Here is a 15,926-nt window from a genome sequence, read left to right on the forward strand (position 1 = left end):
TCGGAATCGATAACCGCTGAAAGCATCTAAGCGGGAAGCGAGCCCTGAGATGAGTCATCCCTGACCCCTTGAGGGTCCTAAAGGGCCGTTGGAGACCACAACGTTGATAGGTGGGGTGTGTAAGCGCGGCGACGTGTTGAGCTAACCCATACTAATTACCCGTGAGGCTTAACCATACAACACCCAAGAAGTGTTTCTGGCCTTGTAGCAAGTGCGAAACTACTTACAAATTCAGTGATAGTGACAAGGCGAACTAGCCGAGTTGTTATTCACGTCAGCTTTCCAGATGAAGTTTTTTGCCTGGCGGCCATAGCGCCGTGGAACCACCTGATCCCATGCCGAACTCAGAAGTGAAACGCGGTAGCGCCGATGGTAGTGTGGCATTCGCCATGCGAGAGTAGGACACTGCCAGGCACCCAATACAAGAAACCCCGCTCACTCGAGCGGGGTTTTTTATTGCCTGAAAATCAATATATCGCCTGTTCATCGGCCTCTAGCCATCCTGCGGTTTGACGATCGTTGCCCTTCGCCTCATCCATACCTTTCATCTGTTCGACATTCGCTCCTTGATTCAGCGTGCTGGATATAAAAAGTACGGATTGTGATGGCCTTACCTTTCTTGTGCCGAGTGCTCTGGTTTAATCCATGAGTCCACATCGATGGACCAAGGAATCACAATAATCTGAGGAATGGACACATGTTCAAGAGAACAGTAACGACGATACTGGCGGCGGGAACCCTGGTATTAGGCGGCTGCACAGCCAATGGCGGTGCAGAGCAGGCGGCAGACAACAGCGACTTCGGTGGCAAGGCCATTTACCTGCGCGGTGAGATGAACGACTGGATGGCAACCGACGAGAGCAAGGTCGTCAAGGTGGCCGACAAGCTCTATATGGCCAAGGGTACCCTCAAGAAAGAGTGGGCGCCCTACAAGTTCAAGTTTGCCGACTCCGGCTGGAGCTGCGGCACAAACTTCGGTTATCTGAGTCCGAGTGACGGGGTTGCCGTACTGGGAGGGGAGCCTGTGCCGGTCAATCCCTGCTCCAAGTACGAGGACATGAAGTTCTCACCGGATGCCGATGGCGTCTATGAGTTCTACCTGAATATGGCGGGCGAGACGCCGAGTGTGTACGTCAAGCAGCCCTGACATTTCTCTCCCTGTTAAATCTTTCGGGAAATGAATCAGTTAAATGCCCTGGTCCAGACGTTTCTGGCCGGGGCATTTTTTTGGGATAGCATCGGCGGTCCGTGGGAGAGATACTACATATAGTATGAGTTGGTTGATATAAAACCTATTGGTTGTGTTCTTCGTTCTGTCATGACGTGGTTGCATACACATAAGGTGGCTTGAAAATGGCTAAATCCAACCCAGTGCTGGAGAGTGGACCCAACTCTGCCCTCATCCCCCTGCAGGAGACCTCCCTCGAGATCTGGGACAGCAAATATCGCCTCAAGAGCAAGGATGGGGCCCCCATCGACGGCACCATAGACGAGACCTATCAGCGGGTTGCCCGCGCCCTGGCGGCCCAGGAGCGCGAGCCCGATGCCTGGTATGAACCCTTTCTGTGGGCGCTGCGCAATGGCGCCATCCCGGCGGGTCGTATCACCTCCAATGCGGGGGCCTTCGAGCACAAGCCTGCCACCTCGACCATCAACTGCACTGTCTCCGGCACCATTGAGGATTCGATGGACGATATCCTCGGCAAGGTGCACGAGGCCGGCCTCACTCTCAAGGCCGGTTGCGGTATCGGTTACGACTTTTCGACCCTGCGCCCGTGCGGTGCCTTTGTTTCCGGCGCTGGGGCCTATACCTCGGGCCCGCTCTCCTTCATGGATATCTACGACAAGATGTGTTTCACCGTCTCCTCTGCCGGTGGCCGTCGTGGCGCCCAGATGGGCACCATGGATATCCGGCATCCCGATGTCGTCGAGTTCATCCAGGCCAAGCGGGAGGATGGTCGCCTGCGCCAGTTCAACCTCTCCCTGCTCATCACAGAAGCGTTCGTCAAGGCGGTGAAGGAGGATGCCCCCTGGCGGCTTATCTTTCCCTACACCGTCAAGGAGGTGGAGCAGGACGGCATAGCCCTGGACGATCCCGAGCAGGTGATCTGGGCGGACTGGCCCAACAAGGAGGGGGTGGTGATAAGCGACTCGGGGCAGGTGGCCTGCAAGGTCTACAAGACCCTGCCCGCCCGCACGCTCTGGAACATCATCATGGCCTCCACCTACGACTATGGAGAGCCCGGCTTCATCCTGATCGACAAGGTGAACCAGATGAACAACAACTGGTTCTGCGAGGAGATCCGCGCCACCAACCCCTGCGGGGAACAGCCCCTGCCGCCCTATGGGGCCTGTCTGCTGGGGTCGGTCAATCTGACCAGGTTTGTGCGCGAGCCTTTCACCGAGCAGGCGACCTTCGACTGGTCCACGTTTCGCAAGGTGGTGGCCATCTTCACCCGCATGCTGGACAACGTGGTGGAGATAAACCAGCTGCCGCTGGCCAGACAGCGCGAGGAGATCACCGCCAAGCGCCGCCACGGCATGGGTTTCCTGGGGCTGGGCTCGACTCTCACCATGCTGCAGATAAGATATGGATCCGCGGCCTCCGTCGCCTTTACCGAGCAGGTCTCCCAGGAGCTGGCGATGACTGGCTGGCGCGAATCCCTGGTGCTGGCCAAAGAGAAGGGCCCGGCGCCCATACTGGAGCAGGAGTTCGAGGTCACCGGCAAGATGCTGCGCTTGCGCCCCGAGATGGCGGCAGATGGCATCAAGCTCGGCGACAAGGTGAAGGGCAAGGTGTTGCACGCCCGCTACAGCCGCTATATGCAGCAGGTGGCCAAGGTGGATCCCGCCCTGATGGCCGAGCTGGCCGAGGTGGGTGGGCGCTTCACCCACCACAGCAGCATAGCGCCGACCGGCACCATCTCCCTGTCGCTCGCCAACAACGCCAGCAACGGCATAGAGCCGAGCTTTGCCCACCACTACCGCCGCAACGTCATCAAGGCGGGCAAGAAGAGCAAGGAGAGTGTGGATGTCTACTCCTTCGAGCTGCTGGCCTATCGCGAGCTGGTGAATCCGGCGGCCATGCCCTATGCCAAAGAAGCGGGGAGTCCTCTGCCGGCTTACTTCATCACTGCCGACGACATCAGCCCGGCCCAGCACGTGGACATCCAGGCCGCGGCCCAGCGCTGGATAGATTCGTCCATCTCCAAGACCGCCAACGTGCCGACCGATTTCCCGTTCGAGCAGTTCAAGGATATCTACCTCTATGCCTCGGACTCCGGCCTCAAGGGATGCACCACCTTCCGCTTCAACCCCGAGGCCTTCCAGGGCGTGCTGGTGAAGGAGCAGGATCTGGAGAATACGAGTTATGAGTTCACCCTGGAGGATGGCACCGTCATCACGGCCAAGGGGAACGAAGAGGTCGAATATGATGGCGAGCTGCACACCGCCGCCAACCTCTACGACGCCTTGAAAGAAGGCTATTACGGCAAGTTCTGAGGACGAGGCATGGTCAAGAAGATCGACAGGAAAATCGTCGCCTACAAGGTGAAACCCCGGGATGAACCGCAAGAAGCGCTGGCTCCTCAGGATGAGGTGGTGCACATGCACGAGACGGTACTGCGCCCGGAGCGGCTGATGGGCACCACCTACAAGCTGAAGACACCGGAACATGTCTCCGAGCATTCGCTGTTCATTACCATCAACGACATAGTGCTCAACGAAGGCACGGTGCACGAGACCCGCCGTCCATTCGAGATCTTCATCAACTCCAAGAGCCTGGAGCACTACCAGTGGATAGTGGCGTTGACCCGCATCATCTCGGCGGTGTTTCGCAAGGGCGGCGATGTTACTTTCCTGGTGGAGGAGCTGAGATCCGTGTTCGATCCCAAGGGGGGCTACTGGAACAAGGGCAGGTATGTGCCGTCGCTCATCGCCGAAATTGGCAACGTGATCGAGACCCACCTCACCGAGATCGGCATGCTCAAGGTGCCCGGGCCCGATGAGCATCAGCAGGCGTTCCTGGCGAAGAAGCAGGCCGAGCAACCGCAGCAGGGGGACGGTTTCCCGCCCGGTGCGGCGCTTTGCTACAAGTGTCACAGCAAGGCGCTGGTGCAGAAGGATGGCTGCATGACCTGCCTCAATTGCGGCGACTCCAGGTGCGGGTAAGGGAGTGAAAGGTGATGAAAGGCCGGCCAGAGTGCCGGTCTTTTCATTGCTGCTTTTATGTTCAAGCGAGACTGATGTGCAAGCGATTTGTTGCGCAGTGGTAAAATCGGGCGTAGCGTTGGGGGTAATAAAACTGTCACGGTCGTGTGGTTTCAATGACATCTGAGATTCACACACGTGGCACCTTCAGTGCCAAGGAGGATGCTTATGGACAATGCGGACCGGAAGCTGTTTATCCTGGATACCAACGTTCTGTTACACGAACCCCTCGCCATCTACTCCTTCAAAGAGCACGACGTGCTCATCCCCATGACGGTGCTCGAAGAGCTCGACAACATCAAGGATCGCCAGAAGGATGTGAGCCGGGATGCCAGGGTCGCCATCCGTGCGCTGGAGGATGTGTTTCGCGACGCGACGCCGGAGCAGATCACCACAGGGGTGCCCCTGGCCGGGGAGGCCTCGGGCCATATCTCCATCTTCAGTGACCACCATCTGCCCCAGGACGCCGAGATCTTCACCGACAAGGAGGCGGACAACCGCATCATCAACGCCGCCCTCTACCTGCAAAAGCATGAGTCCAAGCGTCAGGTGGTGCTGGTCACCAAGGACATCAACATGCGGCTCAAGGCGAAGGGCGCCGGGCTGGCCCATGTGGAGGATTATCGCAGCGACCAGCTGATCGACGACATCCGGTTGCTGGCCAAGGGATTCCAGCAGGTGCCTGGCAGCTTCTGGGAGCGGGTCGGCGAGTGCGAGAGCGAGACCCATGGCCGGGAAACCGTCCATGTAGTCGAAACCAAGCTGCTCGAGGGGGTGCATGTGAACCAGTACCTCATCGACGAGGAGAACTTCTTCGCCGCCCGGGTGCTCGAGCATGACGATCAACACATACGGCTGCGGGATCTGGGCCGCGAGCGATTGATGTCGCGCAAGGCCTGGGGCGTGCATCCCAAGAACATCTATCAGGGCATGGCCCTGGATGCCCTGCTCGATCCCCACATCGAGCTGGTGATCCTGACCGGCCCGGCGGGCTGCGGCAAGACCCTGCTGGCCATGGCGGCAGCCCTGGAGCTGGTGATCGAGAAAGGGATCTACGACAAGGTGATCGTCACCCGCAACACCCCGGAAATCGCCGAGAGCATCGGCTTCCTGCCCGGCACCGAGGAGGAGAAGATGATGCCCTGGCTGGCGGCGGTGACCGATACCCTGGAGGTGCTGCACAAGCAGGACGAGAACATGAGCGGGTCGCTCAGCTACATCATGGAGAAGGCCAACATCCAGTTCAAATCGGTCAACTTCATGCGCGGGCGCAGCATACAGAACACCTTCGTCTTGCTGGACGAGTGCCAGAACCTGACCGCCTCCCAGCTCAAGACCATCATCACCCGCTGCGGCGAGGGCACCAAGATTGTCTGTTCCGGCAACCTGGCCCAGATTGACTCCAATTATCTGAGCCCGGTGACCTCGGGCCTGACTTACATCGTCGAGCGATTCAAGAACTTCGAAGGGAGCGCCAACATCTACCTCAACGGGGTGGTGCGCAGCCGACTGGCCTCGTTTGCCGAGGAAAACCTCTGATTTAACCACATAGCTGCATATGAAAAGGGAAGCCGGTCGGCTTCCCTTTTTGCTCTCTGACGCCGGGTGCCGACCTTATGGCAAGGGGGCGCGGCCAAGGTAGCGCAAGAGGCCGGGGTGATCGCTCTGTTGCAGGATATCGGGTGTGCCTTGCAGGGCGATGCGTCCCTCGTCGATAAACAGCAGCCGGTCGGCGATGAGCTGGGCATCCTCCGGGTTATGGGAGACCATGAGCACGGTAATGCCCTGCTCGCAGGCGAGGCGGGCCACTTCGGCCAGCATCTCCCGACGCAGGGCGGGATCGAGCGCCGAGAAGGGCTCGTCCAGCAGCAGCAGCGGCTTGCCCCGCACCAGGGCGCGAGCCAGCCCGACCCGCTGTTGCTGGCCGCCGGAAAGCTGCTCCGGCAGGCGGGCCAGCATGTCGCCAAGGCCCACCCGTCCGGCAGCATCGATCACCTGGGTCCTCTGGGCAGCACTCAGGCGCAGTCCCGGGTGCAGGCCGATGGCGATGTTGTCGAACACCGACAGGTGCAGGAAGAGGTTGTGATCCTGAAACAGGGTGGTGACCGGTCGTTCGGCCGGGCCCAGGGGCAAGAGATCCTCCCCGTCAAAGCTGAGGCTGCCGGATTCTACCGGCACGAAGCCCGCTATCATGCCGAGCAGGGTGGACTTGCCGGCGCCACTCGGTCCTATCAGGGCGGTGATCTCTCCCCTGGGCAGGGTAGCACTGAAGCTGACGCGCCAGTCGGGGTAGCTGGTGACCAGCCCATCAATGTTCAGCATGTTGTCTTCTCCAAGAGGCGGCTGGACCAACCAGGGGGGGGCCAATAAGTGGTGAGAGTGCCGGGCCTCACTGTTCGGCATGTTGTCTTCTCCAGGAGGCGGTTGGACCAACCAGGGGGGCCGAATAAGTGGTGAGAGTGCTGGGCCTCAATGTTCGGCATGCTTTCCTCCAAGACCTCTTTCGACCAACCAGAACAGGGAAAGACACAAGAGCAGCAGCAGCAGGGCGGTGGCGGCCGCCTCGGTCAGCCGGTAACTGCCGAGCTGTTGATAGAGCAACCAGGGCAGGGTGGTGAGGCTCTGGCTGCCAAACATGGCGATGGCGCCGAGATCCCCGAGGGACAGTATCATGGAGAGCGCCATGGCGAGCGCCAGCGGGCGGCGCAGCAGAGGCAGCTCCACCAGGCGAAAGCGATGGAGCCCGCTCACCCCCAGGCTGTCCGCCAGCCTGTCATACTGGCGCACCACCAGCTGCATGGGCGCGGAGAGGGTACGCAACACATAGGGCAGGGCCATCAGGGCGTTGACCAGCACCACCAGCCAGGGGGCGAGGGCGAACACATCGGCGAAGGGCATGAACAGGATGAAGAGCCCTGTACTCAGCACCACCGCCGGTATCATCAGTATCATGGCGCCACTGGCTTCCCACAGGGCGGCGGCGCGGCGACGGCGCCTGCGCACCTTGAGGTGACGGCTGGTGAGCAGCAGGCCGCTGCCGAGCAGGGTGGCGAGGATCCCGGCCCCGACGGCGATGAGCAGTGACTGGCCTGCCGCCTGCCACAAGGCGCGGGAGGCCAGCGCCGTGAGCAGTTCGTCATTGGCGCCAGCGATCAGGATGGCCAGCAGGGGCGGCAGGAAGATGGCGATGGCCAGCAGCAGCACCAGGCTATCGGTCAGCAGGGTGCCCGCCTGCTGGCTATCCGGGCGCCGAATGGTGCCTGCCCGGTTCACGCGACCGGGCGGGCTGCTCTGCAACTTGTGCTGCACCAGGAGCAGGGCGGCGGTGAGCAGCAGCTGCACCAGGGCCAGGCCGCCAGCGGTGGCGAGATCAAAATCGAAGCGCAGAGCCTGATAGATGGCCACCTCCAATGTGGTGGACTTGGGGCCGCCGCCAAGGGCCAGCACTGTGGTGAAGCTGGTGAAGCAGAGCATGAAGATGAGGCTGGCCAGCCCCGGCAGGGCGGCGCGAATGAGCGGCCACTCCAGCAGTCGGAAGATATGGGAGGAGCGCATGCCGAGCTGGCTGGCCAGGCGCCAGGAGGATTCGGGGATGGTCTCCAGGCTTTGCAGCAGCAGGCGGGCCGCCAGGGGCATGTTGAAGAAGACATGGGCCAGCAGGATGCCGAACAGGCCGTACAGATAGTTGCCGGGTTCCATACCGAGTCCGCGCAGCAGCTGTGGCAGCCAGCCCTGCCTGCCATGGACGGCGACGATGCCGAAGATGGCAATGATGACGGGCAGCACCAGGGAGAGGCCGAACAGCTTGAGCAGCAGGCGGCGACCCGGGAAGCGGCGCCGGGCCAGGGCGCGGGCCACCGGAATGGCCAGTCCCAGGCTCAGCAGGGTGGAGAGCAGGGCCTGTCCCAGGCTGAAGCCCAGCACATGGCGCAGGTAGGGATCGGCCAGCAGGGCGCGCAGGGAGAAGCTTCCCGCCTGCCATAACAGGGCGACCAGCGGCCCTAGGGCCAGCAAGAGGATGATGCTGGTGGCGCCAAGGCCCGGCAGCCACCAGCAGGGGCGCACCTGCCTCACTGGGTCACGGCTTGCAGCCATTCGCGGATCCAGCCCTTGCGGTGGGTGGCCACCTCATCTGCGCTGAAGGCGAGCGGTTTGGCCACGGTGATCATCTGCTCGAACCCCTTAGGCAGTTCGGTGTTGATGACCGGATACATCCAGTTGCCGGTCGGGATCAGTTGCTGGAAGGCTGGACTTATCATGAATTGCAGGAACTGGTCGGCGAGCTTGTCCTGCATGGCGTTTTTCAGCTTGGCTGCCACCTCTACCTGGCGGTAGTGCCCCTCTTCAAACGCGGCAGCCCGATACTGGCTCTTCTGCTCGGCGATCAGATGATAGGCGGGGGAGCTGGTGTAGGAGAGCACCATGTCCGCCTCGCCGTCCATGAACATGCCGTAGGCCTCTGACCACCCCTTGGTGACGGTGACCGTCTTCTTGGCCAGCTGTTCCCAGGCGGCGGGGGCCTGGTCACCGTAGACGGACTTCATCCACAGCATCAGCCCCTGTCCCGGGGTGGAGGTGCGGGGATCCTGATAGATCACCTTGAGATCGGGGCGCTCCACCAGCTCTTTCAGGCTCTTGGGGGGCAGGGCGAGTTTGTCCTTGTCATAGACGAAGGCGAAGTAGCCGTAGTCATAGGGGACGAAGGTGTCATCCTGCCAGCCACCCGGCACCTTGAGGGCGTCGAGCTGGGTGGCATGGGGGGCGAACAGACCGCTCTGCTTGGCCTCGGCCACCAGGGCATCGTCCAGACCCAGCACCAGATCGGCCTTGCTGTGGCCCCCTTCGAGGCGCAGCCGGTTGAGGATGGCGACCCCGTCTTCAAGCGGAACCAGATTGAGGGTGCAGCCACACTCCTGCTCGAAGGCCTGCTTGACCTTGGGTCCCGGGCCCCATTCGGAGGCGAAAGAGTCATAGGTATAGACGGTGAGGGTCGGGGAGGTCGCGGCCTGGGCGGCGCCGGTGAGCAGCAGGGCGGTGGCGGCGGTCAGCATGGTGTTCATCTATGGCACTCCTGTGAGGAGCCGACGGATGAGGAGGCGCCCCGCGCCTCTTGTCTCAAATTCCTCCGCCAGCATTATCTGGATCAGGTTCACGGGTATCATCTCAGCGCCTGGCGCACCCCGTTTGAGCAAGGAGTCGCATTGTATTAACCTTCTGGGGGCCAGGCCAGCACAACTTGCGCAGTGGGCGGGGCAAGCATAACCACACCAGGAGGTTTGAGTGATCACCAGTACCAAGGAAAGACGCGCCTTCCAGCGCATGATAATCAATGCCCCCGTCACCCTCTATCAGCAGGATCTCATCCTGGTGGGGATCTGCCGGGATCTCAGCGCCAATGGCATGGGGATACTGGTCAGCGAACACGGCCTCGATCTTGGCCAGCCGATCCGGGTCAGTCTCGCCACCCACAGCAATCTGCTGCCACCGTTTGAGGCCAGGGCTCGCATCATTCGGGAGCTGGACGAGGCAGAAGGCAAGCTGCTGGCGGTGGAATTTCAACAGATAGGTTGATGGATGCGCCCGGCAGGGGCGCATAGGCATCCCCGTCGACTCATCCTGCCTCCTCGGTACGCACCGGCTGCACGCTCAGCTGGCCGCTCTCCACCAAGACTCTGCTGCTCGGCGCCAGCTGGCCCGGGGGCAGGGGCGCTGGGCCGGTTGGCTCGAGCAACAGATAGGTCTCCCCCTCCCAGCTCAGGGTCGCCTCGCCCGCTTGAGCCGGCAGGGCCACCCCCAGCAGGGCATGACCCGGCACGAACACCATGGCCTGCTTGAGATCGGGAAAGAGCTGGGCCAGCAGGGCGGCCATCAGGGTCACCTTGCTGTCGCAATCCCCCCGGTTCTGCTCCAGCACCTGGCGCGGGGTCAGAAAGCCCTTGCCCGAGCGACCCGACTGGCTGTCGAGCAGCTGATAGGGGATGGCCTGCACGAAGTCGAGCATATGGGTCACCGCCTTCTGGCGCGCCTCTGTCTCTGTGGCGCCCTCCTGCTCGAGCTGCTCGGCCAGGGGCGCCAGCTCGGCGCGGCTCTCCAGGGCGATGCGCACATGGTCCTGCTTGATGGCGGGCTGGCCGTCGGGCGGGGTGAAGGGCTGGAAGTAGTGCTGCTTGAGCCACTCGGCCTCCAGCCTGGCCTGCTCCGGTTTGACCCATAGCGAGGCTTCCCTGGCCTTGTCGGCGTTGCGACTCTTGAGGCTGAGGGCGAGGCTGGGGCGAGAGAGGGAGAACTGCACCTCGGGGAACTCAAGCTCCGCCTGCTGCAGCAAACTCTGCAACACCTCCTCCTGCATCCTGGCCGGGCGATAGGCGATAAGCGGCGGCAGTTTGCCCGCCTCCAGCCGGTAGCTGAGTTGCTGTGCCTTGCCCTCCCTGTCCTGCCAGCCGACGTTGAGCTGGCCGCCGCTGCTGTTGAAATAGGTCTGCCCGGCGCAGACCGGCAGCGCCAGCCAGAGGCTGCAGAGCAGGGGGAGGGCAATCGTCGTCTTCATCCAGGTGTCTCGTCGGGCATGCAGAAATGGCGGGCCATGGCGTGAACCTTGACCTGACAATAAAACAGGGAGCCATGGCTCCCTGTGGATTCTACTCGTTTTTTGCAACTGGCTGATTAAATCCAGCTCGGCTGCTTCGCTTCGAAGGCACTGATGGCGGCTTCGTGCTGCAGGGTCAGGCCGATGGCATCCAACCCGTTGAGCAGACAGTAGCGGCGGAACTCGTCGATCTCGAAGCCGAATGTGAGGCTACCTGCACGCACCTGGTTCGCCTCCAGATCCACTTCGATCTCGATGCCCGGCTGGGCTGCGACCAGCTGGAACAGGGCGTCGACCTCTTCTTCTTTCAGGCGTACCGGCACCATGCCGTTGTTGATGGCGTTGCCGTAGAAGATGTCGGCAAAGCTCGGGGCAATGATGGTCTTGAAGCCGTAGTCTGCCAGTGCCCAGGGGGCGTGCTCGCGGCTCGAGCCGCAGCCGAAGTTCTCCCGGGCCAAGAGGATGCTGGCGCCGGCGAATTGCGGCTGGTTCAGCACGAACTCGGGGTTGGGCTGCTCCCCGGCATCGTCAAGGAAGCGCCAGTCGTGGAACAGGTGCTTGCCAAAACCGATGCGGTTCACCTTCTGCAAAAACTGCTTGGGAATGATGGCGTCGGTGTCGACGTTGGCGCTGTCGAGGGGGACGACGACCCCTTTGTGTTGTTTGAATCCTGTCATCTCTCTTCCCTCTTACAGTGCGCGAATGTCGGCGAAGCGGCCGGTGACGGCGGCGGCGGCGGCCATGGCCGGGCTCACCAGGTGGGTGCGGCCGGCGCGGCCCTGACGCCCTTCGAAGTTGCGGTTGCTGGTGGAGGCGCAGCGCTCTCCCGGTTGCAGCCGGTCGTTGTTCATGGCCAGGCACATGGAGCAGCCGGGCAGGCGCCATTCAAAGCCTGCCTCGAGGAAGATCTTGTCCAGCCCCTCGGCCTCGGCCTGGGCCTTCACCTGCTCGGAGCCCGGCACCACCAGGGCCTGGACCCCGGCGGCCACCTTGCGGCCACGGGCGATGGCGGCGGCGGCACGCAGATCCTCGATGCGGCTGTTGGTGCACGAACCGATGAACACCTTGTCGATGGCGACGTCAGAGAGCTTCTGGCCCGGCTGCAAGTCCATGTAGGCAAGCGCCTTGCGGGCGGACTGCTGCTCCACCGGATCGGCGAAGGATTCCGGCGCCGGGATGGGTTCATTGACGGCGATGACCTGGCCCGGGTTGGTGCCCCAGGTGACCTGAGGGGCTATGTCGGCGGCGTCCAGCACCACTTCGGCATCGAATCTGGCATCGGCATCGCTCTTGAGGGTTTGCCAGTAGGCGATGGCCTGGGCCAGCGCCTCGCCGGTGGGGGCGAACTCCTTGCCGCGGATGTAGTCGATGGTGGTCTGATCCGGGGCTATCATGCCCGCCTTGGCGCCGAGCTCGATGGCCATGTTGCACACCGTCATGCGCCCTTCCATGGAGAGACCCGTGATGGCATCGCCTGCGAACTCCACCACGTAACCGGTACCGCCGGCAGCGCCGACCTTGCCGATAATGGCCAGCACCACGTCTTTCGCGCTGATCCCGTCGCTCAGTTTGCCGTTGACCGAAATGCGCATGGTCTTGGCCCGGCCCTGTTTCAGGGTCTGGGTGGCCATCACGTGTTCCACTTCGGAGGTGCCGATGCCGAACGCGAGCGACCCGAAGGCGCCGTGGGTGGCTGTGTGGGAGTCACCGCAGACGATGGTGGTGCCGGGCAATGTGATGCCGAGCTCCGGGCCCATCACGTGGACTATGCCCTGGTATTTGTGGTTCAGATCGTAGAGGCGAACCCCGAACTCCTTGCAGTTGGCGGCAAGGGTCTCCATCTGGATGCGGGCCATCTCGCCGGAGGCGGCGATGTCCTTGGTGGTGGTGGAGACGTTGTGATCCATGGTGGCCCAGGTCAGGTCCGGGCGGCGCAGCGGGCGCTTCATGGCGCGCAGGCCGTCGAACGCCTGGGGGCTGGTCACTTCATGCACCAGATGACGGTCGATGTAGATGAGGGGGGTTTCCCCTTCCACTTCCCGCACCAGGTGGGCGTCGAACACTTTCTGATAGAGGGTCTTGGACATTGCTCTGTATCCCTTGTTATGTGCTGCGTGGCTCAGATCCGTGCGGCTATCTGGCTGCCCATGTCGGCGGTGCTCTGTACCGGGTGCTTGGCGCTGGCCTGATGCAGATCGGCGGTGAAATAGCCTTCTGCCAGGGTCTGGGCCACGGCCTGCTCGATGGCCTGGGCGGCGGCTTCCTGGCCCAGGCTGTAGCGCAGCATCAGGGCGGCGGAGAGGATCTGGGCGATGGGGTTCGCAATGCCCTTGCCGGCGATGTCCGGAGCCGAGCCACCGGCCGGCTCGAACAGACCGAAGCCGGATTCGTTCAGGCTGGCGGAGGGGAGCAGCCCCATGGAGCCGGTGATCATGGCGCACTCGTCGGAGAGGATGTCACCGAACAGGTTGGAGCAGAGCAGCACGTCGAACTGGGACGGATCCTTGATGAGCTGCATGGTGGCGTTGTCGATGTACATGTGGTTCAGGGTCACATCCGGGTAGGATTTGGCGACTTCAGTCACCACCTCGCGCCACAGGATGGAGGAGGCGAGCACGTTGGCCTTGTCGATGGAGGTGACTCTGGACTTGCGCACCCGGGCCGATTCGAACGCTATCTTGGCGATGCGCTCAATCTCGAAGCGGTGGTAGACCTCGGTGTCGAACGCCTTCTCGGTGGCACCTTCCCCTTCACGCCCCTTGGGCTGGCCAAAGTAGATGCCGCCGGTCAGCTCGCGCACGCAGGCGATGTCGAAGCCGCGATCCGAGATGTCGGCACGCAGGGGGGAGAACTGCTCCAGGCCGGTGTAGATGCGTGCCGGGCGCAGGTTGCAGAACAGTTTGAAGTGAGCACGCAGGGGCAGCAGGGCGCCGCGCTCCGGCTGATCGTTCGGCGGCAGGTGCTCCCACTTGGGGCCACCGACCGAGCCGAACAGCACGGCGTCGGCCGCTTCGCAGCCCGCTACGGTGCTCTGGGGCAGCGGGGTGCCGTGGTTGTCGATGGCGATGCCGCCGACATCAAAGCGATCATAGTCGAGGGAGAAGCCGAATTTGGTCTGCACCTTTTCCAGTACCTTGATGGCTTCGGCCATCACTTCCGGGCCAATGCCGTCCCCCGGCAATACTGCGATCCGATAACTGCTCATACTCTCTCCGTCCTGATGTTGTCTTGAGTCCATCTGCCCAGTGGCCCGATACTGCGAGCCTATACCTGTTCAGACTGTCTCCGTCCTGATGTTGTCTTGAGTTCCATCCGTCCAGTGACCCGATACTGCGAGCCTATACCTGTTCAGACTGTCTCCGTCCTGATGCTGTCTTGAGTGCCATCCGTCCAGTGCCCCGATATTGCGAGCTTATGCCTGTTCAGACTGTCTCCGTCCTGATGTTGTGATTGCATTCCGTCCGTTCAGCGAGCCGATCGCTGCTCAGACGGTTTCCGATTTGAGGTTGCTGTTGCGCCCCATCTGCTCTGCCACCTGATCGGCGCGCCAGATGCTGTTGATCACGTGGACCAGGGCCTGGGCCGAAGATTCGATGATGTCGGTGGCCAGCCCCATGCCGTGGAACTTGCGCCCCTTGTACTCGGCGACTATGTCCACCTGGCCGAGGGCATTCTTGCCCTCTCCCTTGCCCTTGAGTTCGTACTTGTCGATGCGGATATCGATGCCGCTGATGCGATTGATGCACTGGTAGACCGCATCCACGGGGCCATTGCCGGTGGCTGCTTCGCAGATGAGATCCTGACCCACCTTGAGTTTGACCGAGGCGGTGGCCAGCACAGAGCTGCCGCTCTGCACGCCGAGGTACTCCAGCTTGAAGTGCTCGGGTTCTTCGTGGATCTGGCTGAAGAAGGCGAGGGCCTCGAGATCGTAATCGAACACCTGCCCCTTCTTGTCGGCCAGAGTCAGGAACTTGCCGTAGAGATGGTCCAGGTCATAGCTGCTCTCCGAATACCCCATCTGCTCCATGCGGTGCTTGATGACGTGGCGGCCGGAGCGGGAGGTCATGTTCAGGCTGTTCTGGGTCAGGCCTATGCTCTCGGGGGTGATGATTTCGTAGGTGTTCTTCGCCTTGAGCACCCCATCCTGGTGAATGCCGGAACTGTGGGAGAAGGCGTTGGCACCGACGATGGCCTTGTTGGGCTGCACCGGCATGTTGCACAGCTGACTGACGAGGGTGCTGGTGCGATGGATCTCGTTGTGGCGGATGTTGGTGTGCACTCCGAGCAGGTCGGCGCGGGTCTTCAGGATCATCGCCACTTCTTCCAGGGAGCAGTTGCCCGCCCGCTCGCCGATGCCGTTGATGGTGCACTCTATCTGGCGCGCCCCCATCTGCACGGCGCCGATGGAGTTGGCCACCGACAGACCCAGATCGTCGTGGCAGTGCACCGAGATGATGGCCTGATCTATGTTGGGTACCCGGTTGAACAGGGTCTGGATGATGCCGGAAAACTCGGTCGGCACCGTGTAGCCCACGGTATCCGGGATATTGATGGTGCGGGCCCCCGCCTTGATGGCGGCCTCCACCATGCGGCAGAGATTATCGATCGGCGTGCGGCCCGCATCCTCGCAGGAGAACTCCACGTCATCTGTGTAGCGGCGGGCATGTTTGACGGCGCGGATCCCCATCTCCAGCACATCCTCGAAGCTCTTTTTCAGCTTGCTTTCCACATGGATCGAGGAGGTGGAGATGAAGGTATGGATACGAAAGGCATCGGCGACCCGCAGGGCTTCGCCGGCGGCGTCTATGTCCTTGGGCAGGGCGCGGGCCAGGGCGCAGACCCGGCTGTTCTTGATGCTGCGAGCAATGGTCTGCACCGATTGGAAGTCGCCGGGGGAGGAGACGGGAAAGCCCACTTCCATGACATCGACGCCGAGCCGTTCCAGGGCAAAGGCTATCTGCAACTTCTCCTTGACCGTCAGACTGGCCGCCAACGCCTGCTCACCATCACGCAAGGTGGTATCGAATATGATTACCCGATTTGACATCTCTTTTCCCTCTTCCTAAGTGCTTTGGTGTGCATCCTGCCAATGGCATAAAAAAACCCGTGCAGGTTGCACGGGTTTTTGTAA

The 15,926-nt window shown here is 61.9% G+C and carries 13 protein-coding genes, 2 rRNA genes and 1 riboswitch; of the genes, 7 read left to right on the forward strand and 8 right to left on the reverse strand.

Annotated elements, in window-relative coordinates:
- The 6 genes from ACEUCR_RS07160 to ACEUCR_RS07185 all read left to right on the forward strand — a co-directional run.
- A 23S ribosomal RNA gene (locus tag ACEUCR_RS07160) occupies positions 1–176 on the forward strand; the annotation flags it as partial.
- 123 nt (positions 177–299) lie between these two features.
- Positions 300–414 (forward strand): 5S ribosomal RNA (rrf, locus tag ACEUCR_RS07165).
- 283 nt (positions 415–697) lie between these two features.
- The gene (locus tag ACEUCR_RS07170; protein WP_392443893.1) at positions 698–1,147 is read left to right on the forward strand and encodes a pullulanase; all 450 of its coding nucleotides are present in this window, start codon (positions 698–700) and stop codon (positions 1,145–1,147) included.
- Between the two features lie 206 nt (positions 1,148–1,353).
- On the forward strand, positions 1,354–3,501 hold the full coding sequence (locus tag ACEUCR_RS07175) for an adenosylcobalamin-dependent ribonucleoside-diphosphate reductase (protein ID WP_408789125.1): 2,148 nt from the start codon (positions 1,354–1,356) through the stop codon (positions 3,499–3,501).
- 9 nt (positions 3,502–3,510) lie between these two features.
- Positions 3,511–4,170 carry a TSCPD domain-containing protein gene (locus ACEUCR_RS07180; RefSeq protein WP_408789127.1) on the forward strand — a complete coding sequence of 220 codons (660 nt, stop codon included), beginning with the start codon at positions 3,511–3,513 and terminating at the stop codon, positions 4,168–4,170.
- A gap of 207 nt (positions 4,171–4,377) precedes the next feature.
- Positions 4,378–5,748, forward strand: a complete 1,371-nt coding sequence (locus ACEUCR_RS07185) for a PhoH family protein (protein ID WP_041997778.1) — start codon at positions 4,378–4,380, stop codon at positions 5,746–5,748.
- A gap of 75 nt (positions 5,749–5,823) precedes the next feature.
- On the opposite strand, the gene thiQ is transcribed toward ACEUCR_RS07185, so the two are convergent.
- The 3 genes from thiQ to thiB form a co-directional block, all read right to left on the reverse strand.
- Positions 5,824–6,531, reverse strand: coding sequence for a thiamine ABC transporter ATP-binding protein (thiQ, locus tag ACEUCR_RS07190; protein WP_408789130.1), 708 nt, complete (start codon positions 6,529–6,531; stop codon positions 5,824–5,826).
- Positions 6,532–6,678: 147 nt separating this feature from the next.
- On the reverse strand, positions 6,679–8,304 hold the full coding sequence (gene thiP / locus ACEUCR_RS07195; protein ID WP_408789132.1) for a thiamine/thiamine pyrophosphate ABC transporter permease: 1,626 nt from the start codon (positions 8,302–8,304) through the stop codon (positions 6,679–6,681).
- A complete protein-coding gene (gene thiB / locus ACEUCR_RS07200; protein ID WP_408789135.1) occupies positions 8,280–9,269 on the reverse strand; it encodes a thiamine ABC transporter substrate binding subunit in 990 nt (329 codons plus the stop codon). The genes thiP and thiB overlap by 25 nt, the downstream gene beginning before the upstream one ends.
- Before the next feature lie 43 nt (positions 9,270–9,312).
- A riboswitch (TPP riboswitch) is annotated at positions 9,313–9,402 on the reverse strand.
- An 87-nt stretch (positions 9,403–9,489) separates the two neighbouring features.
- On the opposite strand from thiB, the gene ACEUCR_RS07205 reads away from it, so the two are divergent.
- Complete coding sequence (locus ACEUCR_RS07205; RefSeq protein ID WP_041997774.1) at positions 9,490–9,780, forward strand: PilZ domain-containing protein; 291 nt, start codon at positions 9,490–9,492, stop codon at positions 9,778–9,780.
- A gap of 40 nt (positions 9,781–9,820) precedes the next feature.
- Here the strand turns inward: ACEUCR_RS07205 and ACEUCR_RS07210 are convergent, their stop codons facing one another.
- The 5 genes from ACEUCR_RS07210 to leuA form a co-directional block, all read right to left on the reverse strand.
- Positions 9,821–10,756 carry a transglutaminase domain-containing protein gene (locus tag ACEUCR_RS07210; RefSeq protein ID WP_408789139.1) on the reverse strand — a complete coding sequence of 312 codons (936 nt, stop codon included), beginning with the start codon at positions 10,754–10,756 and terminating at the stop codon, positions 9,821–9,823.
- A 116-nt stretch (positions 10,757–10,872) separates the two neighbouring features.
- Positions 10,873–11,472 (reverse strand): 3-isopropylmalate dehydratase small subunit, encoded by a 600-nt coding sequence (gene leuD, locus ACEUCR_RS07215; protein WP_408789142.1) that lies wholly within the window; start codon positions 11,470–11,472, stop codon positions 10,873–10,875.
- A 12-nt stretch (positions 11,473–11,484) separates the two neighbouring features.
- A complete protein-coding gene (leuC, locus tag ACEUCR_RS07220; RefSeq protein ID WP_041997771.1) occupies positions 11,485–12,882 on the reverse strand; it encodes a 3-isopropylmalate dehydratase large subunit in 1,398 nt (465 codons plus the stop codon).
- Between the two features lie 32 nt (positions 12,883–12,914).
- A complete protein-coding gene (gene leuB / locus ACEUCR_RS07225; protein ID WP_408789146.1) occupies positions 12,915–14,000 on the reverse strand; it encodes a 3-isopropylmalate dehydrogenase in 1,086 nt (361 codons plus the stop codon).
- A gap of 279 nt (positions 14,001–14,279) precedes the next feature.
- Positions 14,280–15,842, reverse strand: coding sequence for a 2-isopropylmalate synthase (leuA, locus tag ACEUCR_RS07230; RefSeq protein WP_408789148.1), 1,563 nt, complete (start codon positions 15,840–15,842; stop codon positions 14,280–14,282).
- Positions 15,843–15,926 lie beyond the last annotated feature (84 nt).

The sequence above is a fragment of the Aeromonas bivalvium genome (assembly GCF_046078285.1).
Taxonomy (GTDB): Bacteria; Pseudomonadota; Gammaproteobacteria; order Enterobacterales; family Aeromonadaceae; genus Aeromonas; species Aeromonas bivalvium.